The sequence below is a fragment of the Streptomyces sp. NK15101 genome, assembly GCF_020400725.1.
Lineage (GTDB): Bacteria > Actinomycetota > Actinomycetes > Streptomycetales > Streptomycetaceae > Streptomyces.
This window is the reverse complement of the sequence record NZ_JAINVG010000106.1, coordinates 1-22,520: the sequence shown is the minus strand read 5'-3', so window position 1 is coordinate 22,520 and position 22,520 is coordinate 1. Positions and strand designations below refer to the sequence as shown.

Sequence of the window (22,520 nt, the reverse complement as noted above, 5' to 3'; positions counted from 1 at the left end):
GAGACCGGTCTGGCCGGCCAGCACCCCGAGCTCCGCGACCGCCTTCCACTTCATGCCCTCGATCGCGCCTGCGGCCAGGTCCAGCGCGTCCGCGATCGTCCGGGCCGCGGAGACCATGTCCTTCAGGTGCTTGCCCTTGACCTTGGACCAGTGCTCGCCCAGCGCGTCCATCGCCTCGCCGTGCCCCGACGACAGCAGCCGCTCCATGTGGTTGTTGGCGAGCTGGCCGTCGTCGGCGAGGTCGTCCGCGAACTCCCGCAGCGCGTCCGCCATGTCGCGGTACGCGTCCTCGTCGACGTTGGGCCAGTTGACCCCCACCAGGTCCAGGAGCGTGTCCGCCCAGTCCGGCACCGTGACAGCCACGACTCGTATCCCCCGTAGACGTAGACATGGATCGAACAGCTCGAACAGTCCTACCATGCAGGCCGGCTGACGGGTAATCCGCGGTCGCAAACCATCCTGGCGAGGATGACGGCTCGTCACCCCGCCGCGCGATCCGTCAGGGCGGGCCACCACCGCGGAACGACTGCCCGCAGCCGGCCCGATTTCCGGGACAGGGCGCCGACCACGCCCGACGGAGGAGCCGGGCCCTCCGCCCCGGTCGGACTGCCGACGACCAGACGTGCAGGGAGCGTTGGGCGCACGCCCGGGGCGCGTGGGCGGAAATGTTTCGGGACGCAAAGCGGCGTCGTCGGGCCCGAGCCGCCGGCTCGCCTCGGAGGACAGGCGGGGGAAGGCCAGGAGCCCCCAGGGTCTCTCATGGCGACTGAACGCACTTGATTCTCCGGAACTATGGTGTCCCACCACATACGCCCCTGACCTGCGTCTTCCTACGGTGTGGCGACACCGAAACGTCCCCGTACCCGCCTGGAAGTGGTGCACATGGCCGCCGCAACTCCCTCCCCGACGCCACCCGGTTCCCTCAAGCGCATCGTCGCCGCCAGTCTCATCGGCACGACCATCGAGTGGTACGACTTCTTCCTCTACGGGTCGGCCGCCGCGCTGGTGTTCAACAAGCTGTTCTTCCCCGAGTCCGATCCGCTGGTCGGAACCCTCCTCTCGTTCCTGACCTACGCGGTCGGGTTCGCCGCGCGGCCGCTCGGCGCGCTCGTCTTCGGGCACTACGGGGACCGGCTCGGGCGGAAGAAGCTGCTGGTCCTGAGCCTGCTCATGATGGGCGGGGCGACCTTCGCCATCGGCCTCCTGCCGACGCACGCGGCCGTGGGCTCCGCCGCTCCGGTGTTGCTCACGGTGCTGCGACTGATGCAGGGCTTCGCGCTCGGCGGTGAGTGGGGCGGGGCCGTCCTGCTCGTGTCCGAGCACGGCGACGCGAAGCGGCGCGGCTTCTGGGCCTCCTGGCCGCAGACCGGGGCGCCGGCCGGCCAGCTGCTCGCGACCGGTGTGCTGTCCGCGCTGACCGCGCTGCTCTCGGACGCCGCCTTCGCCTCCTGGGGCTGGCGCGTTCCCTTCCTGCTCTCCGGGGTCCTGGTGGTCGTCGGCCTGTGGATCCGGCTCTCGGTCGACGAGTCCCCGGTCTTCAAGGCGGCGCTCGCCGCCGCCGAGGAGCGCAGGGCGGTCGCCGGACAGGTCGAGAAGATGCCGCTCGTCGCGGTGCTGAAGCACCACTGGCGGGACGTGCTGATCGCGATGGGCGCCCGCATGGCGGAGAACATCTCGTACTACGTCATCACCGCGTTCATCCTCGTGTACGCGACCACGCAGGTCGGCCTGAGCAAGCAGACCGCGCTGAACGCCGTCCTCATCGGCTCCGCCGTCCACTTCGCCGTCATCCCCGTCTGGGGCGCGCTCTCCGACCGGATCGGCCGGCGTCCGGTCTACCTGATCGGGGCGGTCGGCGTCGGCGCCTGGATGTTCCCGTTCTTCCTGCTGATCGACCACGGCGGCTTCGGCTCCCTGCTGCTCGCCGTCACGGTCGGTCTGGTCCTGCACGGGGCGATGTACGCGCCGCAGGCGGCCTTCTTCTCCGAGATGTTCGCGACCCGGATGCGGTACTCCGGCGCCTCCATCGGCGCCCAGTTCTCCTCCGTGGCCGCCGGCGCCCCCGCGCCGCTCATCGCGACCGCGCTCCTCGCCGACTACGGCAGCTCGACCCCGATCGCCCTGTACGTGATCGCCGCCGCGCTGCTCACCGTCGTCGCGATCGCCGCCGCCCGCGAGACCCGCGACCGGGACCTCGGCGAGATCGACGGGCGGCGCCCCGAGGACGCCCGGGTCCGCGCCGACGTCTGATCCGGGGACGCACCGGGCCCCGTGCGGGCGGCCCGGTGCGTCATGTCCCCGTGACCGCGTCCGACAGGGCGTGCAGGCGCAGGGCGAGCTGGATCTCCAGGGCGCGGGCCGGGGACTGCCAGTCGGGGCCGAGCAGCCGACCGACGCGCTCCAGGCGCTGGGCCACCGTGTTGACGTGGACGTGGAGTTCGTCCTTGGTGCGGGCCGGGCTCATGCCGCTGGCGAAGTAGGCGTCCAGGGTGCGGACCAGCTCGGTGCCGCGCCGCCGGTCGTACGCGACGACCTGGCCGATCGTCCGGCCCACGAAGCCGTCGATGTCCCGGCTGTCGGCGAGGAGCAGGCCGAGGAAGCCGAGGTCCTCGGCGGCCGCGCCCTGCCCCGAGCGGTGCAGCAGGACGAGCGCGTCCAGGCAGCGGCGGGCCTCCTGGTACGCGACGGCGACCTGGTCCGGCCGGTCGAGGAGCGTCCGCACGGGCGCGGAGGCACCGACGGTGACCGGCTCGCGCAGGGCGCCGCCGAGGCTGCGGGCGGTCTGGCGGGCGAGGTCCGCGGCGCTCTCCCCCGGGCCGAGCGGCAGCAGCAGGACCGTCCCGCCGTCACGGGCCGAGGCGAGCCCGTGCCGGGTGGCGGCCAGGTGCGAGGCGGCCGACCACAGACGCTGGCGGTCGGCGCTCTCGCGGCCTCCGGCGTCGGCCTCGGCGCCGTCACCGGCGGCCCGGTCGATGCGGGCGGCGAGCACGACGTGCGGTGCCTCGCTGTCCGTGCGGAGCCGGGCGGCGCGCTCGCGCAGCAGGCGGCGGTCCCGGTCGGGGGCGTCGAGGAGGTCGTCGAGGAGCTCGCCGCGCACCCGCTGCTCGGCCTCGCCCGCCGAGCGGCGGGCGAGCAGCAGCAGGGAGGTGACGAGGGCGGCGCGCTCCAGGGTGCGCTGGTCCACGGGGTCGAGGTCGGGCTGGCCGTGGAGCACGAGGGCGCCCAGGGTCTCGCCGCCGGCCGACACGGCGGCCACCCAGTCGTCGCCCTCGCGGACCGCGTGGCTCCCGGCGCGGCGGGCGGATCCGGCGCCCTCCTCGGTGAACTCGACGGTGCCGCCGAGGACCTCGGAGACGGCGTGGGCCACGTCGTGGACGCCGCCGCCGCGCAGGACCAGTTCGGAGAGCCGGTCGTGGACCTCGGAGGCCCGCTCGATGACGGCGCTGTGCTCGCGGATGATGTCGTTGGCCCGCTCCAGCTCGGCGAGGGCCGAGCGGGTCTCGGCGAGCAGGTTGGCGGTGTCGATGGCGACGGCGGCGTGCGCGGCGAGGGAGCCGAGCAGCGCGACCTGTTCGCGCTCGAAGACCCTGGCCCTGCGGTCGGCGGCGAACAGCACGCCGATGACCTGGCTGCCCAGAGTGAGCGGCACGCCGAGGATGGCGACGAGGCCCTCGTCCCGTACGGCCGCGTCGATGGCGCGCGTGTGCTGGAAGCGCGGGTCCCGGAAGTAGTCGTCGGTGACGTACGGGCGGGCGGTCTGGGCGACGAGGCCGCCGAGTCCTTCGCCCATGCCCAGGCGCACCTGCTGGAACCGGGCGGAGACCGAGCCCTCGGTGACCCGCATGTACGTGTCGCCCGCGACGGGGTCGTTGAGGCTCAGGTAGGCGACCTCGGTGCCGAGGAGCGAGCGGGCGCGCTGCACGATGGCGCGCAGCACCGCGTCGAGGTCGCGGAGTCCCGCGAGGTCGTGGGCGGTGGCGAAGAGCGCGGAGAGCTCCGCCTCGCGGCGCCGCCGCCCTTCCAGCTCGGCGCGGACCCGCAGCGCGAGCTGCTTGGCCTCCTCGAGCCCGGCCAGCTCCTCGGGGCCCGCGCCGCTCGCGCGGGCGAGCAGGACGGGCCGGTCGTAGGCCTCCGTCGCGGCTCCCCGGGCGAGGAGTTCCAGGTAGGAGACGTGTTCGTGGGACATGGACACAGGGATACCTGCCGTACGTGTGGTCGCACCACCCCTGTGGACGAGCCGCTCGGGCGTCCGTCCTCAGTGGGCGGTCCAGCCGCCGTCGAGGACGAGGGAGGTGCCGGTGATGAACGAGGCCTGCGGGGTGCAGAGGTAGAGGACGGCCTCGGCGACCTCCTCCGGTTCGATGAGCCGCTTGAGCGCGGAGTCCTTGAGGAGGACCTCGGCGAGGACGCGCTCCGGCGGGATGCCGTGCGCGGCGGCCTGGTCGGCGATCTGCCGTTCGACGAGCGGGGTGCGGACGTAGCCGGGGTTGACGCAGTTGGAGGTGACCCCGTGCGGGGCGCCTTCGAGGGCTGCGGTCTTGGAGAGGCCCTCCAGACCGTGTTTGGCGGCCACATAGGCCGACTTGAAGGCGGAGGCGCGCAGTCCGTGGACGGAGGAGAGGTTCACGATCCGCCCCCAGCCCTGGCCGTACATGTGGGGCAGGGCGCCCCGGATGAGCCGGAAGGGCGCCTCCAGCATCACGGTGAGCACGGTGTGGAAGACGTCCGGCGGGAACTCCTCGATGGGGCGGACCAGCTGGAGCCCGGCGTTGTTGACGAGGATGTCGGTGCCGGCGGCCACCGCCTCCGCGGCGTCCAGGTCGGTCAGGTCGAGGAGCCGCGGTTCGAGGTCGCCGGGGAGCGCGCCGGCCTCCTCGGCCAGGGTCTCCAGGCCCTCGGCGGCCCGGTCGACGGCTCTGACCCGGGCCCCGGCGGCGGCGAGCCGCAGCGCGCAGGCGCGCCCGATGCCGCCGGCCGCGCCGGTGACGAGCGCGGTGCGGCCGGTGAGGTCGGGGGCGGGGCCCGCGGCGCGGGGCAGGGGCGAGACGGCGTCGGCACCGGGCTCGGTGCCGGAGACGGTGATGGGGGCGCTCATGCTCCGCACCCTACGAACGGGCCACTCCCCCACCGATGTGCGCCGGGCCCATAGTTCAACTGGTTACTGTGGTGCGGAACCATGTGGGTTCATCGGCGAGCGCCTTCTCGATCCGCAAGTACGAGAAACGCTTCATCTCCGGCAGTTCGTCCACCCCGAACCAGCCGACCTCGGTCGACTCCTCGTCGTTGACCCGCGCCTCGCCCCCGACCGCCCGGCAGCGGAACGAGACGTCCATGTACTGGCAGATGTCGCCGTTCGGGTAGACGACGGGCTTGCGCAGGGTCTCCACGAGGACGATCCGCTCGGGCACGCAGCGCACCGCGGTCTCCTCGAACACCTCGCGCACCGCGCAGTCGGCGGGCTGCTCCCCCGGGTCGACGATGCCGCCGATGATCGCCCAGAGCCCGTTGTCGGCCCGCTTGCCGAGCAGGACTCGACCCCGGTCGTCGAAGACGACGGCGCTGACGCCCGGCAGGAAGAGCAGCTGGTGGCCGGCCGTCTCGCGCAGTTCGCGGATGAAGTCAGGAGTGCCCATGCCCCGACCCTAGATCATCTACGGGCCGGGGCCGGGCCGAGGTCAGGCCGCCGGGGTCCGGCGGGCGCGCGCCGCGCGGGCGGCGGCCCAGCCGAGTCCGGCCGCCGCGAGCACCGCGAGCAGGGCCTCGGGCAGGGTGCCGAGACGGGTCGCGGGGGTCTGCGAGGAGCGCAGCGGCACCTTCTCGACGAGGACGTCCGGGGTGAACATCTCCGTCTGCGCGACGATCTCGCCGTCGGGTCGGATGATCGCGCTGACGCCGCTGGTCACGGGCACGACGACCGACCGGCTGTGCTCGACCGCGCGCACCCGGCTCATCGCGAGCTGCTGGTAGGTCATCTCGCTGCGGCCGAAGGTGGCGTTGTTGCTGGGGACGGAGATCAGCCGGGCGCCGTGGGTGACGGTGTCGCGCACGGCCCAGTCGAAGGCCGCCTCGTAGCACGTCGCGAGGCCCACCTTCGTGCCGGCGAGGTCGAAGACGCCGACCTCGGTGCCGGCGCCGAAGTCCCGGCTCACCCGGTCGACGTTGCTGTTGAAGATCCGTACGAAGGAGCGCATCGGGATGTACTCGCCGAAGGGCTGGACGTGCCGCTTGTCGTAGGTGGCGACGGGGCCGCGCTCGGGGTCCCACTGGATGAGCGTGTTGCGGAGCTTGCCGGTCTCGGGGGTGACGACGGCGCCGATCACGGTGGGCACGCCGATCGCCTTGACGGCGCCGTCGATGACGTCGGCCGCGTCGGCGTTCGCGTACGGATCGATGTCGGAGGAGTTCTCCGGCCACAGCACGAAGTCGGGCCGCGGCTCGCGGCCCTCCTCGACGGCCCGGGCGAGCTCGCGGGTGCGGGCCACGTGGTTGTCGAGGACGGCCCGGCGCTGGGCGTTGAAGTCCAGGCCCAGGCGGGGCACGTTGCCCTGGACGGCCGCGACGGTGGCGGTGCCGTCCTCGGCGGAGTCGTCGACGAGCGGCAGCGCGGCGAGGGCACCGGTCACCGGGGCGAGGACCGCGATCGCCGCGGCGGCGAGGGGGCCGCGCGGGAGGGTGCCGGTGACCCGGTACGCGCGGAACCGCCGGCACGCCTCGTACAGGCCGAAGCCGCACAGGGCGACCGCGAAGCCGAGCACCGGGGTGCCGCCGACGGCGGCGAGCGGCAGGAAGAGGCCGTCCGCCTGTCCGAAGGCCACCTTGCCCCAGGGGAAGCCGCCGAAGGGCACGCGCGCGCGTGCCCCTTCTCCGAGGATCCACACCCCGGCCGCGAAGAAGGGCCACCAGGGGAGCCGGGAGGCGGCCGCGATGCCGAGGCCGGCGGCGGCGACGAAGAGCGCCTCGACGGCGGCGAGGGCCAGCCACGGACCGGCGCCGACCTCCTCGCCGGTCCAGACGAGGAGCGGGAGCAGGAAGCCGAGTCCCGCGAGGTAGCCGAGGCCGAACCCGGCGCGCGGGCGTCGGCCCCGCAGGGTCCAGCCGAGCAGCGCGAACGCGGGCAGCGCGAGCCACCACAGGGGGCGCGGGGGGAAGCTCAGGTAGAGCAGGAAACCGGACAGCAGGGCCGCCCCGGGCCGCACGAACCGCCGCAGCCGGGCGCCCGGCGTGGGGGCGGCGTCGGGTCCGGACGCGTCGACGGGGGTGATGGTGGCGCTCACCCGGCGGAGTCTACGGGGCGATCCCGTCCCTCAGGAGGGCGGTGCGGGTCGGCCCGGAGCCCGTGTGACCGGCGCGGACCCGCCCCCGAGGGGTCGCGGGCGGGCTCACACACCGGTCGCGGCGGGCGGGGCCGGCGGGGCCGGGCGGCGGAGGCGGGCGCGGATGACCCGGACCGCGGACTCGGCGTCGTCGACGGTCACCGTGAAGGTCAGGCCGTCACCGAGGCGCAGGACCAGGCCCTCGCCCCGCCGGACGATCACGGCCGTGCCCTTCTCGGGCCGCCAGCGGTAGCCCCAGCCGCCCCACTGGCGCGGGGTGACGCTCGGCGCGAAGTCGGCGCCGACGACGTGGGCGAGCGGGATGCGGCGGCGCGGCACGCCGATGTGGCCGCAGCGGACCTCCATGGCACGGTCGTCGACCTTCACGGCGACGTGGACGAAGGCGAGGGTCCCGAAGAGGACGAGCAGTCCGGCCGCGACGCAGCCGATCACCGCCATGAGGAGGGCGGTGACGCCGGAGGTCCAGGGGGACTCGACGGCGAGGGTGATGCCCAGGGCCATGCAGGCGACGCCGGCGACGGCGGCGACCCACTGGAAGCGGTTGGTGGCGCGACCGGTCCAGACGACGGGCATCAGCTCGTCGGCGCGTGGGTTCCGGTCCCGGCGGCGCTCCCTCATAAAAGGAGAGTACCCAGGTTCGCCGGGGACAGCGCGCCGGATCGCGTTCGCGCGGTGACCCTCCGTGAAGAAGGGGGCGCTCGTCCGTCGAACGGCGCGCCGGACGCTCCGGGCGCGGAGCACCCGGACCACGGCGCGAGGGGAGCTCCCCCGCTCGTCAGTGCGCGGCGGCCGTGGCCGCCAGGGCGCGGCCCTCCGCGTAGCCGAGGGCCGTGGCGGGGAGCTGCCCGGGGCGCCCGCTGAGCAGGACGGAGAGGGTGCCGGTGGGTTCCGCGCCGGTCGCGGGCTCGGCGCCGATCCGGCGCAGGGCCTGCGCGACGACGGCGTCGGCGGAGCCGTGGAAGACGATCGGCGGCAGTCCCGCCCGGCGGCGGGTCTCCAGGGCGGCGAGGATCCGCTCCTCGACCAGTTCGTAGTGGGTGCAGCCGAGGACGACGGCGCGGACGTCGGTCGGGGTGAGCGCGGCCGCCGCGGCGACGGCGGCGTCCACCGCGTCCCGGTCGGCGCGCTCGACGGCGTCGGCGAGCCCCGGGCAGGGCACCTCGGTGACCTCGGCGCCGTCGGCGAAGTCGCGGATGAGTCCGCGCTGGTAGGCGCTGCCGGTCGTGGCGGGGGTGGCCCAGATGGCGACCTTGCCGCCGGCCGCGGCGGCGGGCTTGATCGCGGGCACGGTGCCGATGACGGGGATGTCCGGTTCGAGGGCGGCGCGCAGGGTGGGCAGGGCGTGCACGGTGGCGGTGTTGCAGGCCACGATGAGCGCCTGCGGCCGGTGCTCGGCGGCGGCGAGGGCGACGTCGAGGGCACGCCCCGTCAGGTCCTCGGGGGTGCGGGGGCCCCACGGCATGCCGTCGGGGTCGTTGGAGAGGAGGATGTCCGCGTCCGGCCGGAGCCGGCGCACCGCGGCCGCCGCCGGGAGGAGGCCGATTCCGGAGTCCATGAGCGCGATCTTCACCCGGTCACCCTAGCCGATGAGCCGTTCGTCCCCCGCGATCTGGGGCAGACTGCCGCGAATGAGCACCCTTGCCTGGTTCTCGATCGCGTCCCTGGTCGTCTGGTTCTGGCTGCTCCTCGGCCAGGGCTTCTTCTGGCGCACCGATCAGCGGCTGCCGCGGGTGCGCCGGTCCTCACCGGAGCGGTGGCCGCGGGTGGCCGTCGTGGTGCCGGCGCGGGACGAGGCGGAGGTGCTGCCGATGAGCCTGCCGTCCCTCCTCTCGCAGGACTATCCGGGGGCCGCGGAGGTCTTCCTCGTCGACGACGGGAGTACGGACGGGACGGGGAAGCTCGCGGTCGAGCTGGCCGCCCGGCACGGCGGACTGCCGCTGACCGTCGTGTCACCGGGGGAGCCGGAGCCGGGCTGGACGGGGAAGCTGTGGGCGCTGCGGCACGGGATGGCGCTGGCACGCGCGCGCGGGCCGGAGTTCCTGCTGCTGACGGACGCGGACATCGCGCACGAGCCGGACAGTCTGCGACGGCTGGTGGCGGCGGCCGTGGACGGCGACTTGGACCTGGTGTCGCAGATGGCCCGGCTGCGGGTGGCGAGCACGTGGGAGCGCCTGGTCGTTCCGGCGTTCGTCTACTTCTTCGCCCAGCTGTATCCCTTCCGCTGGATCAACCGGGCGCGGCCCCTGGCGACGGCCGCCGCGGGCGGCTGCGTGCTGCTGCGGACGGAGACGGCGGTGGCGGCGGACGTGCCGGGGGCGATCCGGCAGGCGGTGATCGACGACGTGTCGCTGGCGCGGGCGGTGCGGCGGGCCGGGGGGCGGATCTGGCTGGGCCTCGCGGAGCGGGTCGACAGCATCCGTCCGTATCCGGGGCTCGGCGAGCTGTGGCGGATGGTCGCGCGGAGCGCGTACGCGCAGCTGCGGCACAACCCGCTGCTGCTCGCGGGGACGGTCGCGGGCCTCGTGCTCGTCTATCTGGTGCCGCCGGTCGCCGTGGTGGCCGGCGTCCGGGGCGGGGACGTGACGGCGGCGTGGGCCGGCGGTGTCGCGTGGGCGGTGATGGCGGGGACGTACGTGCCGATGCTCCGCTACTACCGCCAGCCGTTGTGGCTCGCTCCACTGCTGCCGTTCACCGCCTTTCTGTACCTCCTGATGACGGTGGACTCGGCGGTGCGGCACCACCGGGGCCGGGGGGCGGCGTGGAAGGGCCGGACGTACGCGCGCCCGGAGGCGGCCCCCGACCGGTGAACGCCCCGAGTTCCGTGGCCCCTTCACGGAAATGGCTTTTCCGACACGGGGAGTAGCGCCGTCAATTCGGCGTGTACACACCACGCCGGAGACCGCGGGATTGACGCTTAAGCATGCCCATGATCACTTCTTCCACGCCTTCTCGGCACCTTTTCTTTATGCGTTCTTCATGCCGGGGGCGCGTGCCGGACGCGGAACGCCGGACCCGCCGGTAACCCCCTCCGAACTCGGCGTTTACACGATCTTGGCCCGGTGCGCCGCCCGTTTTTGTCACGTTCGCTCGGATTGGGGAACCACCACTTCCCCAAGCCCGTCAAACAACCCTCTAATCAGGCTCCCCAACCAGCACATCGTGGGCTTAACTTATGTGCCATGACCTCCCCCCGCTCCACCTATGGAGGCGGTTACCACACCGCGCCGTCCTTCCCGGACACCCCGATCTACGACTCCCTGGTCGCGGAGCGGGGCACGCCTCAGATCGCCCCGATCCGAGTGCCCGCCGCCTACGACACCGGCAGCAGCTTCTCCGGAAGCGGTTCCTACCTGCCGGCGCTCCCCGCGGCACTGCCCGCCCTCCCGGCGGCGCCCAGCCCGCAGCCCGCCCCGGCCTACGGCGGCGGCTACGGCTACCCGCAGCCCTCCCCGCAGATGGCCCCCGTCCCGCTGCAGCACGCCCCCGCCCCGTACATCCCCCAGCAGCAGGCGGCCCCGCGCGGCTACCAGGGCGGTCCGTACCCGCAGCAGCCCCGTCCGGCCGCCGCCGGGTACGAGGCGATGCGTCCGGCGGCCCCGCGGCCCGCGCCGGTACCGACCCCCGCGCCGTACGACGACCCGTACAACCGCCCCTACCAGGGCGGAGGTTACTGACCGGCTCGCGCAGCGGCCGACGTGGAGGCCGGGGCGGCTGGCAGGATGAGGACATGCCGATTCCTGTGCTCCGCTCCGTCCATGTCCACCCGGTCAAGGCCATGCGCGCGCTGTCCCGCACGGAGGCCGAGGTGCAGCCCTGGGGGCTGGCCGGGGACCGCCGCTGGACCGTCGTCGACTCCGCGAACAGCGTCGTGACCCAACGCCGTCACCCCCGGATGGCGTTGGCCACGGCGGAGCCGCTGCCGGGCGGCGGGGTCTCCCTGTCCGCTCCCGGCCTGCCGACGCTGGCGGTCGAGGTGCCCCAGCCCCCGCCCGCCACGGCCACCGTCACGGTGGAGATCTTCGACAAGCACGTGGAGGCGGTCCCGGCCGACCCCGCCGCGGCCGCCTGGCTCTCGGCGTACCTGGAGAGCGACGTACGGCTCGTGCACATGGACGCGCCCGAGCACCGGCGTCCGGTCGACCCGGACTACGCGCTGCCCGGCGAGACCGTGAGCTTCGCGGACGGCTACCCGCTGCTCGTCACCACCACCGCCTCGCTCGACGCCCTCAACTCCCTGATAGCCCAGGGCGACCACGCCGACGAGGGCCCCCTGCCGATGAACCGGTTCCGGCCGAACCTGGTGATCGAGGGCACCGCCCCCTGGGCGGAGGACGGCTGGACGCGGCTCGCCGTCGGAGAGGTCACCTTCCGGGTCGCCAGGCCCTGCGGGCGCTGCGTCGTCACCACCACGGACCAGTTCACGGCCGAGCGGGGCAAGGAACCGCTGCGGACGCTCGCCCGGCACCGCAAGAGCGACGGCCGGGTCATCTTCGGCCAGAACCTCGTCCCCGAGCACACCGGCACGGTCCGGGTCGGCGACGCCGTGAAGATCCTGGACTGAGGACGTCCGGGTGTGTCCCGCGATGCCGCCGGCCGGCCGGTCGGCCCGGCCCGCTCGCGGGACACGTCCGACGGGCGGGGAACCCGCCCCGGGGTCACACTCGTTGGAGGAGCGGTGAACAACGAGGGGGTCCAGACGTGCGCGCAGCCACCGGACTCTGGCGCTGGCGGCACAATCCCCTGCGCCGGACCACTGATCTCGTCGAGGCGTGGATCGCCCTCGCGGCGGTCGTCCTGTTCTGCGTCGCGGTGCCCCTGGCCGGCTGGACGGCCGGCACCTCCGCGTACGACTCGCTGTCGCGCGCGGTCCGTACGCAGCAGGCGCAGCGGCTGCCGACGACGGCGCGGGTGGTGCGGCTCGCCGACGGTCCCGCGAGCGGCCCCAGGTCCGTCGAGACCGCCGGCGAGGAGCGGCTGCGGCGCTCGGTGGTGGCCCGCTGGACCGCGCCGGACGGCTCGCCCCGCACGGGGACGGTGGCGACGGCCCGGCAGCACTCCGCGCCAGGCGCCGCCTTCCGCCTCTGGACGGACCGGGACGGGCGTCCGGTGACGCCGCCGATGCAGGCCGGGACGGCACGCGCGCACGCGGTCGTCGCCGGTCTGACGGTCGCTCTTCTCGTCGGTTCGCTGGTGGAGCTCGTCCGCCGTCTCGCCGTCCGCAGACTGGTGCTGCGGCGGTACGCGCGCCTCGACCGCGCGTGGGCGGCGGCGGGCCCCGACTGGGGCCGTACGGGCACGGGAAGCTGACACCCGTGAAAGACCGCTCTCCGGCCGGCCCGCTCCGCCCGACCACGGCCGTCCCACGGCGCCGCGTTCGAGTTCGACCGCTCCATGACCGAGCCCGATCGCTCCGGACCGGCCCGGACCGGCGGTGACGCGTCCCCGGCGACGGTCGGCCTCCCGTGCGCACGCGGGCCGGCGACCCGTCAACCCGGCGGCGCCGCGCGCGCTACGGTGGGGCATCGGATCAGCGTCGAGGCATGAGGCGGGGGCAGGACACACCCATGGCACAGGGCACGGTCCAGGTGACGCACACCGGCACATCGCGGTGGCGGCGCCGCACGGGTGAGTACCCCTCCCTCGCCGCCGCCCTGGAGGCCGCGGGCGACGGGGACGTCCTCACCGTCGCGCCCGGCACCTACCGGGAGAACCTCGTGATCCGTCGGGCCGTCACCCTGCGCGGCCCCGAGGGCGGGATCGGCTCGGTGCGGATCGCACCCCCAGACGGGGTGCCGCTGACCCTGCGCGCCTCCGTCACCGTGCAGGACCTGCACATCGAGGGGCAGGACGTGGCCGCGCCCGCGCTGCTCGTCGAGGACGGCACGCCCGAGTTGCTCGACCTGCGGATCATGACCCGCTCGGCCGCCGGGATCGAGGTGCGGGGCGCCGCCCGGCCGACGGTCCGCCGCTGCACCGTCGACAATCCGGCCGGGGTCGGCATCGCCGTGCTCGACGGCGCCGGCGGGGTGTTCGAGGAGTGCGAGGTGGTCTCCGCCGGGCAGGCCGGGGTCTCGGTGCGCGGCGGGGCGCATCCGCGTCTGGAGCGCTGCCGGGTGCACCACGCCTCCGGCGCGGGGATCGCCGTGACCGGCGAGGGCAGCGGCCTGGAGGGCGTCGGCTGCGAGGTGTACGAGATCAAGGGCGCCGGTCTGCAGATCGCGGCCCGCGCCACCGCCCACCTCACCGACTCCGCGGTGCACCGCACCTCGGCGGACGGGATCACGCTCGACACGGACGCGGTGCTCACGCTCTCGGACTGCGACATCCACGACGTCCCGGAGAACGCGGTCGACCTGCGCTCGCGCTCGGTCCTGACGCTGACCCGGTCGACCGTCCGCCGCTTCGGGCGCAACGGCCTGTCGGTGTGGGACCCGGGGACGCGGGTGGACGCCAACCAGTGCGAGATCCACGACAGTACGGGGGACTACCCCGCGGTGTGGGTGAGCGACGGGGCGACCGCCGTCCTCGACGCCTGCCGGGTGCACGACGTGCCGGACGCGCTGTTCGTCCTGGACCGGGGCTCGCGCGTGGACGTCGTCGACAGCGATCTGACGCAGGTGCGGAACACGGCGGTGTCCGTGAGCGACGGCGCCACGGCCCAGCTCGACGACTGCCGGATCCGGGAGGCCTCCACCGGGGCCTGGTTCCGTGACCACGGCAGCGGCGGCACCCTCGGCGGCTGCACGATCGACTCCGTGCAGACCGGGGTCATCGTCACCAAGGGCGCCGACCCCACGATCGACCGGTGTGTGGTCACCTCGCCCGCCGAGGCCGGTTTCTACGTCTCGGCGGAGGGCCGCGGCTCCTTCCACGGCTGCCGGGTGACGGGCAGCGGCGGTTACGGCTTCCACGTCACGGACGGCTGCCGGACGGTCCTGCGCAAGTGCCGCACGGAGCGCTGTGCGCGCGGCGGCTACGAGTTCCCGGAGGAGGGCGCGAGCGCGGAGGACTGCACCAGCGACGAGAGCGCGGTCCGCTCCTCCGTGCCCGACGGCGGCACGGTCCTGACGGCCACCCAGTCGGCGGGGCTGCTCGGCACGGTGCCCGCGCCGCGCACCCCGGCGGCCGCACCGGCCGCGCCGGAACCGGCCGCGGAGGCCCGGTCCTCGCAGGACGTGCTCGGCGAACTGGACGCCCTGGTGGGTCTGGAGAGCGTCAAGCTGGAGGTGCGGACCCTCACCAACATGATCGAGGTGGGGCGCAGGCGCCAGGAGGCGGGGCTCAAGGCGGCCTCGGTCCGCCGCCACCTGGTCTTCACGGGCAACCCGGGCACGGGCAAGACGACGGTGGCCCGGCTGTACGGCGAGATCCTCGCCTCGCTCGGGGTCCTGGAGCGCGGGCACCTGGTGGAGGTCTCCCGGGTGGACCTGGTCGGCGAGCACATCGGCTCGACGGCGATCCGCACGCAGGAGGCCTTCGACCGGGCGCGCGGCGGCGTCCTCTTCGTCGACGAGGCGTACGCGCTGTCGCCGGAGGACTCGGGGCGGGACTTCGGCCGTGAGGCGATCGACACGCTGGTGAAGCTGATGGAGGACCACCGGGACGCGGTGGTGGTCATCGTCGCCGGGTACACGGCGGAGATGGAGCGCTTCCTCACCGTCAACCCGGGCGTGGCCTCCCGCTTCTCCCGGACCATCACCTTCGGCGACTACACGCCGGAGGAGCTGCTGCGGATCGTCGGCCAGCAGGCGGACGAGCACGAGTACCGGCTCGCGCCGGGCACGGACGAGGCGCTGCTCGCGTACTTCGAGAAACTGCCCAAGGGCCCGGCGTTCGGCAACGGCCGTACGGCGCGGGGGACCTTCGAGTCGATGGTGGAGCGGCACGCGGGCCGGGTCGCCGCGCTCGCCGACGCGAGCACGGACGACCTGACCCTGCTCTATCCGGAGGACATCCCCGAGATCCCCTGATCCATGGGGGAGTCGGAGCGCTGGCGGGGAAAGGCCGGCGGGAGCCGGTCGAGGAGTCCGGAGCGACACCGGGCGAACGCCGGGTCGGCCTGGTAGTCGGAGTGGCCGAGGATCGGTTCGGGCAGCGGGTGCCGACGGGTCCGGCCGTACGCGACGGGGTCGAGCAGCACCGCTTCGTCCACGGCCGGGCGGCCGTCCTCGGCGGGGACCCTGACGGGGCCGCCGATGGGGTCGGTGGCGCGGTACAGATTGCTCCAGCAGTGCACCGTGCGGTTCAGGGCGCGCAGCGCCTCGGGGCCGAAGTAGGCGGGGAACCAGCGGCCGTAGAGCCGCTCCAGGGGTGAGCCGTAGGTGAGCAGGGCGACCCGGCTCCGGGTGGCGGGCTGCAGCTGCCAGACGGCGGCCGCGGCGAGGACGCTGCCCTGGGAGTGCCCGGAGATGACGAGCCGGCCGCCGGTGCTCCGGGTCCAGGAGCTCATCCGCCAGGTGAGGTCGGGGACCGCGCGTTCGGCATAGCAGGGCGGGGCGAAGGGATGGGCGGCGCGGGGCCAGAAGGTGCCGACGTCCCAGAGGATGCCGATGGTGCGGCGGGCCGAGGCGTCCTTGTAGGCGCGGCGGCCCCAGGTGACGAAGAGCAGGAAGCCCAAGCCGATCATCCAGGAGCCGAGGGCCTGGGTGACGGAGGCGAGGGAGGCGATCGCGGGGTGGGCCCCGTCGAAGGCCCGGCCCGGCACGTTGCCGCTGGCCCAGGCACCGACGACGGAGGCGGCCCCGAGGAGCAGGGTCGCGCCGGAGACGACGCCGACGAGGACGGGGGCGGAGTCGGTGAGCGAGGCGCGGGCCCGGCCGGTCGCGATCTGCCCCGTGCGCACCGGGTCGCGTTCGCCGGCGGCGGCGTAGTCGTCCTCGACGGCGGAGTGCAGGCGCCGGGCGTCGAGGACGGTCCGTACGGCGAGGAGGGCGGCCGGCGCCAGGAGCAGCAGGAGCAGGACGGGGATCACCGAGGCCTGCCAGCTGAGGAGGACCGGCGGGCCGATCCTGGGGCCGCCGTGGTCGCCCATGCCGGGGGTGGCCGGGCCGTCGAGCCAGTCGGCGACCCGCTGCGCCACTCCCCCGGACATGACCCCGGCGAGCGCGCAGGCGAGCATGGCGACCGCCGGCCCGCCGAGTCCGCGCAGCGCGGTACGGGGGTCCCGGCGGGGCCGCTGGAGGAGCAGGGCGACGACTCCGAGGGCGACGACGAGGCCGCCCTGGACGAGGGTGAGGGCGCCGAAGACGGCGTCGCCGGGGAGGGTGCCGGAGGAGATCCAGCCGGGGCGGGACCAGCCGGCGTGCAGGGCGGTGAGCGCGAGGAGGGCGAACGAGGCGGCGGGGAGCCAGGAGACGAGGGCGCGTTCGACGCGCAGGTCGAGCCGGCTCTCGCTGCGGCCGCGCCGGCAGACGACCCAGACCACGACGACGGCGAGGACGGCGACGGCGGCCTGGAGGACCCAGCCGAGGACCGCACGCGGGCCGGGCGCGCCGGCGTCGTGGCGGACGGTGGCCGTGACGAGGGCGGCGGCGACGGTGAGGAACCCGGCGGCGGTGTGGGCGGCCCTGAGGCGGGCGACGAGCCGGCGGCCGTACCAGAAGCCGGGACGGCCGAGGGCGGGGCGGAGCTCTACGGGGCCGACGGGCTCGGCGGCGTCCGCCGCCTCCGTGTCGGCCTGGGGCTCCGTGACGGGGGCGTCGTATCCGGTGGGCGGGCGCTGCGCCTCGTACGCGCTCCAGGTGCGGTTGGAGAGGTACCAGAGCAGGCCGACGAGCGCGGTGGGCACGAGCGCGGCGAGGGCGAGGCGGCGGCCGGGCACGGACCACCAGCCGCCGCGCCCGGCGGAGAGGAAACCGAGCCAGGAGTACGCGTCGGTGCAGGCGGTGGTGGCCGCGCACTGCCAGGCCGTCAGGTCGAGCGCCACCTCGCAGGCGGCGGCCGTGAGGAGGACGGTGAGGGTGAGGGCGACCAGCCGGACGAGGACCCCGTAGAGCCGCACGAGCCCCGGCCTGCCCTCGGTGGGCGGTCGCATCCAGTGGGCCAGGTTGGCCACCATGAAGGGCAGGAGCAGCAGCCACAGGGCGCGGGCGCCGTCGCCGGAGGTCAGGTTGGACCAGCAGTACGCCTCCGGGACCGGGCGCGCCGCGTACCGCTCGGGGTGGTCCTCGGCGTCGAGGTCCTCGCCGCGCCGGTACATGGCGGCGGTCCGGTCGCCGGTGACCCGTACGGTCCTGGGGTCGTCGAGCATCGACTCGGGGGTGGCTCCGCCGACTCCGTGGACGAGGAGTTCGAGCGCCGCGCCCCCGCTCTCCGGGGCGGGTGTGGCAGGGGACACTGAGGGGGCTTCCTCTCAGAGTGGGAAGATGCGACGTCGGCTACAGGATCGCGGAAGGCCGTGCGACCGCGCACGGCCCTCACCGAATCCGACACTGATCCCCTTGTCTCCTGCGGAAGGACCGGCCCCGGCGGTGACTGACAACCAGAACCTCCTCGCGGAGCAGCGGCGTGCCCTGATCCTCGACGAGGTACGGCGGCGTGGCGGTGTACGGGTCAACGAACTGACCCGTCGTCTGAACGTCTCGGACATGACGATCCGACGCGACCTGGACGCGCTGGCCCGGCAGGGCATGGTCGCGAAGGTGCACGGCGGGGCCGTTCCGGTGGTCGAGGCGAGCACCCACGAGCCGGGCTTCGAGGCCAAGTCGGTGCTCGAACCGAGCGCCAAGGACGAGATCGCCCGGACGGCGGCGGCCCTCGTCTCACCGGGTACGGCGATCGCCCTGTCGGGCGGGACGACGACCTACGCGCTGGCCCGGCACCTGCTGGACGTGCCGGACCTGACGGTGGTCACCAACTCGGTGCGGGTCGCCGACGTGTTCCACGAGGCGCAGCAGACGGGCGGCGGGGGCGAGGCGCGGCGCGGGGCGGCGACCGTCGTCCTGACCGGCGGGGTCCGCACGCCGTCCGACGCGCTGGTGGGGCCGGTGGCGGACCGGGCGGTCCGCTCGCTCCACTTCGACCTGCTCTTCCTGGGCGTGCACGGCGTGTCCGTGGAGGCCGGGCTCTCCACGCCGAACCTGGCGGAGGCCGAGACCAACCGGTGCCTGATGCGCTCGGCGCGTCGGGTCGTGGTGGTCGCCGACCACACCAAGTGGGGGACGGTGGGCCTGAGTTCCTTCGCCGCACTCGACGAGGTCGACACCTGGGTGACGGACAGCGGGCTGCCGGCGGGGGTGCGGGCCGAGGTGACGGAGTACGTGCCGGGCCTCTTGGTGCCGGGCGAGGAGCAGGAGTGAGCCTCTTCCGGGTCGAGCGGACGGTGCCGCGGGCGCCGGAGGAGGTGTGGCGGCGGCTGACGGACTGGCCGGCGCACGGCCGTCAGGTGCCGCTGACCCGGACGAGGGTGCTGACGCCGGGGCCGGACGGGGTGGGCACGCGGTTCGTCGCCCGCACGGGCCTCGGCCGGCTCTCCTTCGACGACCCGATGGAGGTCGTCCGCTGGGAGCCCCCCTCGGCCGGCCGGCCCGGCGTCTGCCGTCTGGAGAAGTCCGGGCGGGTGGTGCGGGGCTGGGCGCGCATCGAGGTGACGGGGACGGTGGGCGGCGGCTGCCGGGTGCTGTGGACGGAGGACCTCTCGGTACGGGGCGTCCCGAGGGCCCTCGATCCGGTGCTGGCCCGGGCGGGCCGTGCGGTGTTCGGACGCGCGCTGGACGGGCTGCTACGGGGGGCGTGACGCCGCGGTGGCCGACCGTTCCGTTGTTGCCGGTGTTCTGGTGTGGGCAGTCGTTCCGCCGGGGCGGCGCCCACCCCGCTCCCGCGCTCCGTTGTGGGCATGCGTTCCGCCGGGGCGGAACGGGTGGGCACAACGGACGGCGCCCTTGCCGGCGCCCGAGGCTCACGCGCCTGAACCCGCACCCCGTGCACAGCTCACACGTGGTGCGGGTCCGGGCCCGGAACGCGGAGGCCCCGCTGAAGGGCGCCGTCCCGTGTGCCCACCCGTCCCGCCCAGCGGGACGACTGCCCACACGGCAGGTGGCGGAGGCACCGGCGGGCGCAGGCCACACGGCAGGTGGGCGGGGGCACCGGCCCGCCGGGCGCGGGCCCACACGGCGGGGGCACCGCCCCGGCGGGGTGCGGGGTCGCGTGGGTGGAGGTGGGCTTCCCCCTGTGCCGTTGACGGCACGTCAGCTATGGTGCTGCATCCGCTCACGTCCCCCGGGAGGGCCCATGGCACGTCGACTGCGCCCCGTGGAGCTCGACTTCACCACGTCCGCGCCCGTCCGCCTGGTCTTCACCGCGACCCTCGCCGCACCGCCGTCGGCCGTCTACCGGTCGGTGGCCGTGGAGGTGGGGAGCCTGCCGTCGTGGTTCACGGCCGTCACCTCCGCCGTCCCGACCGGTGACGGCGCGGGCCGGACCGTCCGGCTGCGGGGCGGGATCGCCTTCGACGAGACGATCCTGGCCTCCGAGCCCGACCTCCGCTACGCCTACCGGGTGGACGCGACGAACGCGCCCGGCGTGACGGCCATGGCGGAGGAATGGGCCCTCTCCCCCGCCGGCCGGGGCACCCGGCTGCGGTGGACGATGGCCGCCGACGGCGCGGCCCCGTTCCGGTTCTCGCTGCGCCTCGCGGCGCCGGGCGTGGGGCTCTCCTTCCGGGACGCGGCGCGCCGGCTGGACCGGCGGCTCACTCCGGCCAGGCCCCCGTCGCCAGGAACCGCTCGATAGCGGCGGAGTACGGGGCGATGTCCAGGCCCTGGGCGGCCAGCCACTCGTCGGAGTAGTACTTGTCGAGGTAGCGCTCGCCCGGGTCGCAGATGAGGGTGACGACGCTGCCGGTGCGCTCGTGGGCGACCATCTCGGCCACGATCTTGAAGGCGCTCCACAGGCCGGTGCCGGTGGAGCCGCCCGCCTTGCGGCCGATCGCGGTCTCCAGGGCACGGACGGCGGCGACGCTCGCCGCGTCGGGGACCTTCATCATGCGGTCGACGGCGCCGGGCACGAAGCTGGGCTCCATGCGGGGGCGGCCGATGCCCTCGATGCGCGAGCCGCAGTCGGCGGTGGCGTTCGGGTCCTGGTGCGTCCAGCCGTCGAAGAAACAGGAGTTCTCGGGGTCGGCGACACAGATCCGGGTGTCGTGCTGCATGTAGTGGACGTAGCGGGCGATGGTGGCGGAGGTGCCGCCGGTGCCGGCGGTGGCGACGATCCAGGCGGGCTCCGGGTACCGCTCCAGGCGCAGCTGCTGGTACATCGACTCGGCGATGTTGTTGTTGCCGCGCCAGTCGGTGGCCCGCTCCGCGTAGGTGAACTGGTCCATGTAGTGGCCGCCGGTGCGTTCGGCGAGGGCGGCGGCCTCCTCGTACATCGTCCGCGAGTCGTCGACGAAGTGGCACTGCCCGCCGTGGAACTCGATGAGCCGGCACTTCTCGGGACTGGTCGTGCGGGGCATGACGGCGATGAAGGGGACGCCGATGAGCTTCGCGAAGTACGCCTCGGAGACGGCGGTCGAGCCGCTGGAGGCCTCGATGACGGGCTTTCCGGGACGGATCCAGCCGTTGCAGAGGCCGTAGAGGAAGAGGGAGCGGGCGAGGCGGTGCTTGAGGCTGCCGGTCGGGTGGGTCGACTCGTCCTTGAGGTAGAGGTCGATGCCCCACTTCTCGGGGAGGGGGAAGCGCAGCAGATGGGTGTCGGCGGAGCGGTTGGCGTCGGCCTGGACCTTGCGCACGGCCTCCTTCAGCCAGGACCGGTACGCCGGGTCGCTGCGGTCGACGTCGACCGTGACCGCGGCCGCACTCTCGTGGGTGGTGCTCATCCGTCCCTCTATTCGTGTGTCGCCTCAGGGGTCTCCCCTGCCGACAATACCGCTCTCACCTGGGCAAACGTTCCCTTTGACGTTCCATAGGCCTGCCTTGTGGACGGGTCGGCGGAGGGCTACTGGTGCGGGCGGCGAGGGCCCGGCACACTGGGTACGGCAGCCGGGTGGAAGGGGCGGATCGGCATGGCGGAGCCCGAGTTCAGCGCCAGGGGCGTACGGATCGCGCGCTGGCCGCGCTCGCTGACGCGCGCGGGAGAGGTGCGGATCGAGGACGGCCGCCTCGCGCTCCTGACGAGTTACGGCAGCGAGATCGACAGCGCGCCGGTCTCGGCGGTACGGGCGGGGCGGCCGTGGTTCGCGAAGGCGGACGAGACGGTGGCGACCGTGAACGGCACGCGGTACCGGCTGACGCTGCACGACGACGGCGATCGCGGGAGGGGCGAGACGGAGACGTCCGGGCGCTTCCTCGCGGCGCTGAAGCGGGCGGCCGGGCGGTCCTGAGGGCCGCGACGCGGCAGGACGGTCCCGGGCCGACCCGGCGGAGCGGCCCTGAGCTGCGGAGATTCGCGGCGAGTTGCGGGGCGATCACGGCTGGTCCAGGCTGGAAACCACCTCACTGAGGGTTCAGCGGTGGTGACGCTGCGATCAGGTCGCCGCCCCTTCTGTACCGCAGAGACAGATCCGAATCTTCGTCTTCTTCCGGACCACTTCGGGGAGTCGCAGCCGTGATCAGCGAGCCGAGCAGGTACTACGCGGTGGAGCTTGAGGCCCTGCCGTCGCGGATCGGACAGGTCCGCCGCATCATCTCCGCGCATCTTCGACATTGGCAGCTGGACGCCCTGGTGGACCATGCCGTCCTCGGTGTGACCGAGCTGCTGACGAACGTGCACCGCCATGCCCAGCCGGACAAGGGATGCAGGGTCGAGATCGAGCTGCTGCTCGACCGGCTCACCGTCTCGGTCCGGGACCACGATCCCCGCCTGCCGGAAGTCAGGCGCACGAACGCGCCCGTCCCGGTGGACGACCTCGACGCGCTCGCCACCTCCGGGCGGGGCCTCGGGATCGTCGGGGCCGTCAGCGAGAGCTGGGGCGTCCGCCCGTGCGGTGCCGACGGCAAGGTCGTGTGGTTCACCCTCACGGCGCCGCCCCTCGGCGACCCCGTCGAGGAGTGCGCGCGTGCCGTGTACGGCGCCGCGACCGAGGGCCTGTTCGCGGGCGTCGGGTACAGCCGGCTCCCCGGCGTGCCCCTCAGCTCGCCGGCCGAACCGGTGCCGGCCCCGTCGCTGGCCCGCCCGGTCCTGGCGGGCCGGGCGGGCTGACGAGGCGGGGAGGGGCGGGCCGGGCCCCGGACGGGAGAGGGGGGGGGGGGG

Annotated in this window: 20 protein-coding genes; 11 read left to right on the top strand and 9 right to left on the bottom strand. The window is 74.4% G+C overall.

Features of this window, described 5'->3' with window-relative positions:
* The coding region (locus tag K7G60_RS34305) for a hypothetical protein (protein ID WP_225804873.1) at positions 1-363 on the bottom strand (363 nt) is incomplete at its 3' end.
* A 519-nt stretch (positions 364-882) separates the two neighbouring features.
* On the opposite strand from K7G60_RS34305, the gene K7G60_RS34300 reads away from it, so the two are divergent.
* Positions 883-2,250, top strand: a complete 1,368-nt coding sequence (locus tag K7G60_RS34300) for an MFS transporter (protein WP_225804872.1) — start codon at positions 883-885, stop codon at positions 2,248-2,250.
* A gap of 40 nt (positions 2,251-2,290) precedes the next feature.
* Here the strand turns inward: K7G60_RS34300 and K7G60_RS34295 are convergent, their stop codons facing one another.
* From K7G60_RS34295 to K7G60_RS34270, 6 genes are all read right to left on the bottom strand, one after another.
* The gene (locus K7G60_RS34295) at positions 2,291-4,186 is read right to left on the bottom strand and encodes a GAF domain-containing protein (RefSeq protein ID WP_225804871.1); all 1,896 of its coding nucleotides are present in this window, start codon (positions 4,184-4,186) and stop codon (positions 2,291-2,293) included.
* 69 nt (positions 4,187-4,255) lie between these two features.
* Entirely contained in the window at positions 4,256-5,095 is an 840-nt protein-coding gene (locus K7G60_RS34290; protein ID WP_225804870.1) for a 3-hydroxybutyrate dehydrogenase, read from the bottom strand.
* Between the two features lie 55 nt (positions 5,096-5,150).
* On the bottom strand, positions 5,151-5,633 hold the full coding sequence (locus K7G60_RS34285) for an NUDIX domain-containing protein (protein ID WP_225804869.1): 483 nt from the start codon (positions 5,631-5,633) through the stop codon (positions 5,151-5,153).
* Positions 5,634-5,675: 42 nt separating this feature from the next.
* Positions 5,676-7,274, bottom strand: a complete 1,599-nt coding sequence (gene lnt, locus K7G60_RS34280; protein ID WP_225804868.1) for an apolipoprotein N-acyltransferase — start codon at positions 7,272-7,274, stop codon at positions 5,676-5,678.
* A gap of 105 nt (positions 7,275-7,379) precedes the next feature.
* Positions 7,380-7,952 carry a hypothetical protein gene (locus K7G60_RS34275; RefSeq protein ID WP_225804867.1) on the bottom strand — a complete coding sequence of 191 codons (573 nt, stop codon included), beginning with the start codon at positions 7,950-7,952 and terminating at the stop codon, positions 7,380-7,382.
* A 157-nt stretch (positions 7,953-8,109) separates the two neighbouring features.
* Positions 8,110-8,904 (bottom strand): glutamate racemase, encoded by a 795-nt coding sequence (locus K7G60_RS34270; protein ID WP_225804866.1) that lies wholly within the window; start codon positions 8,902-8,904, stop codon positions 8,110-8,112.
* Positions 8,905-8,962: 58 nt separating this feature from the next.
* On the opposite strand from K7G60_RS34270, the gene K7G60_RS34265 reads away from it, so the two are divergent.
* The 5 genes from K7G60_RS34265 (at position 8,963) to K7G60_RS34245 (ending at position 15,304) form a co-directional block, all read left to right on the top strand.
* Positions 8,963-10,141, top strand: a complete 1,179-nt coding sequence (locus tag K7G60_RS34265) for a glycosyltransferase (protein ID WP_225804865.1) — start codon at positions 8,963-8,965, stop codon at positions 10,139-10,141.
* A gap of 372 nt (positions 10,142-10,513) precedes the next feature.
* A complete protein-coding gene (locus K7G60_RS34260) occupies positions 10,514-11,008 on the top strand; it encodes a DUF6643 family protein (protein ID WP_225804864.1) in 495 nt (164 codons plus the stop codon).
* A 53-nt stretch (positions 11,009-11,061) separates the two neighbouring features.
* Complete coding sequence (locus K7G60_RS34255) at positions 11,062-11,895, top strand: MOSC domain-containing protein (RefSeq protein ID WP_225804863.1); 834 nt, start codon at positions 11,062-11,064, stop codon at positions 11,893-11,895.
* A 137-nt stretch (positions 11,896-12,032) separates the two neighbouring features.
* Positions 12,033-12,641, top strand: a complete 609-nt coding sequence (locus tag K7G60_RS34250; protein ID WP_225804862.1) for a hypothetical protein — start codon at positions 12,033-12,035, stop codon at positions 12,639-12,641.
* 257 nt (positions 12,642-12,898) lie between these two features.
* A complete protein-coding gene (locus tag K7G60_RS34245) occupies positions 12,899-15,304 on the top strand; it encodes a right-handed parallel beta-helix repeat-containing protein (RefSeq protein WP_225804861.1) in 2,406 nt (801 codons plus the stop codon).
* Here the strand turns inward: K7G60_RS34245 and K7G60_RS34240 are convergent.
* The gene (locus tag K7G60_RS34240; protein ID WP_225804860.1) at positions 15,274-17,670 is read right to left on the bottom strand and encodes a hypothetical protein; all 2,397 of its coding nucleotides are present in this window, start codon (positions 17,668-17,670) and stop codon (positions 15,274-15,276) included. The two genes, K7G60_RS34245 and K7G60_RS34240, sit on opposite strands and share 31 nt — an antisense overlap.
* A 133-nt stretch (positions 17,671-17,803) precedes the next feature.
* Here K7G60_RS34240 and K7G60_RS34235 point away from each other — a divergent pair, with 133 nt between their 5' ends.
* From K7G60_RS34235 to K7G60_RS34225, 3 genes are all read left to right on the top strand, one after another.
* A complete protein-coding gene (locus tag K7G60_RS34235; protein ID WP_225804859.1) occupies positions 17,804-18,631 on the top strand; it encodes a DeoR/GlpR family DNA-binding transcription regulator in 828 nt (275 codons plus the stop codon).
* Positions 18,628-19,068, top strand: a complete 441-nt coding sequence (locus K7G60_RS34230; protein WP_225804858.1) for an SRPBCC family protein — start codon at positions 18,628-18,630, stop codon at positions 19,066-19,068. Before K7G60_RS34235 ends, K7G60_RS34230 begins: the two co-directional genes overlap by 4 nt.
* Before the next feature lie 494 nt (positions 19,069-19,562).
* Positions 19,563-20,063: an SRPBCC family protein gene (locus tag K7G60_RS34225; RefSeq protein ID WP_225804857.1), complete on the top strand. Its 501-nt coding sequence runs from the start codon at positions 19,563-19,565 to the stop codon at positions 20,061-20,063.
* Here K7G60_RS34225 and K7G60_RS34220 read toward each other — a convergent pair.
* Entirely contained in the window at positions 20,023-21,147 is a 1,125-nt protein-coding gene (locus K7G60_RS34220; protein WP_225804856.1) for a PLP-dependent cysteine synthase family protein, read from the bottom strand. The two genes, K7G60_RS34225 and K7G60_RS34220, sit on opposite strands and share 41 nt — an antisense overlap.
* A 186-nt stretch (positions 21,148-21,333) precedes the next feature.
* On the opposite strand from K7G60_RS34220, the gene K7G60_RS34215 reads away from it, so the two are divergent.
* Positions 21,334-21,651, top strand: a complete 318-nt coding sequence (locus tag K7G60_RS34215) for a hypothetical protein (RefSeq protein ID WP_225804855.1) — start codon at positions 21,334-21,336, stop codon at positions 21,649-21,651.
* Positions 21,652-21,875: 224 nt separating this feature from the next.
* A complete protein-coding gene (locus K7G60_RS34210) occupies positions 21,876-22,469 on the top strand; it encodes an ATP-binding protein (protein ID WP_225804854.1) in 594 nt (197 codons plus the stop codon).
* Positions 22,470-22,520: the final 51 nt, after the last annotated feature.

Excerpts from the sequence above, each read along its gene's own strand:
- K7G60_RS34265 (WP_225804865.1), top strand. The coding sequence starts at position 8,963 with ATGAGCACCCTTGCCTGGTTCTCGATCGCGTCCCTGGTCGTCTGGTTC.
- K7G60_RS34225 (WP_225804857.1), top strand. The coding sequence starts at position 19,563 with ATGGCACGTCGACTGCGCCCCGTGGAGCTCGACTTCACCACGTCCGCG.
- K7G60_RS34275 (WP_225804867.1), bottom strand. The coding sequence starts at position 7,952 with ATGAGGGAGCGCCGCCGGGACCGGAACCCACGCGCCGACGAGCTGATG.
- K7G60_RS34220 (WP_225804856.1), bottom strand. The coding sequence starts at position 21,147 with ATGAGCACCACCCACGAGAGTGCGGCCGCGGTCACGGTCGACGTCGAC.
- K7G60_RS34260 (WP_225804864.1), top strand. The coding sequence starts at position 10,514 with ATGACCTCCCCCCGCTCCACCTATGGAGGCGGTTACCACACCGCGCCG.
- K7G60_RS34300 (WP_225804872.1), top strand. The coding sequence starts at position 883 with ATGGCCGCCGCAACTCCCTCCCCGACGCCACCCGGTTCCCTCAAGCGC.
- K7G60_RS34290 (WP_225804870.1), bottom strand. The coding sequence starts at position 5,095 with ATGAGCGCCCCCATCACCGTCTCCGGCACCGAGCCCGGTGCCGACGCC.
- K7G60_RS34245 (WP_225804861.1), top strand. The coding sequence starts at position 12,899 with ATGGCACAGGGCACGGTCCAGGTGACGCACACCGGCACATCGCGGTGG.
- K7G60_RS34295 (WP_225804871.1), bottom strand. The coding sequence starts at position 4,186 with ATGTCCCACGAACACGTCTCCTACCTGGAACTCCTCGCCCGGGGAGCC.
- K7G60_RS34285 (WP_225804869.1), bottom strand. The coding sequence starts at position 5,633 with ATGGGCACTCCTGACTTCATCCGCGAACTGCGCGAGACGGCCGGCCAC.
- K7G60_RS34255 (WP_225804863.1), top strand. The coding sequence starts at position 11,062 with ATGCCGATTCCTGTGCTCCGCTCCGTCCATGTCCACCCGGTCAAGGCC.
- K7G60_RS34215 (WP_225804855.1), top strand. The coding sequence starts at position 21,334 with ATGGCGGAGCCCGAGTTCAGCGCCAGGGGCGTACGGATCGCGCGCTGG.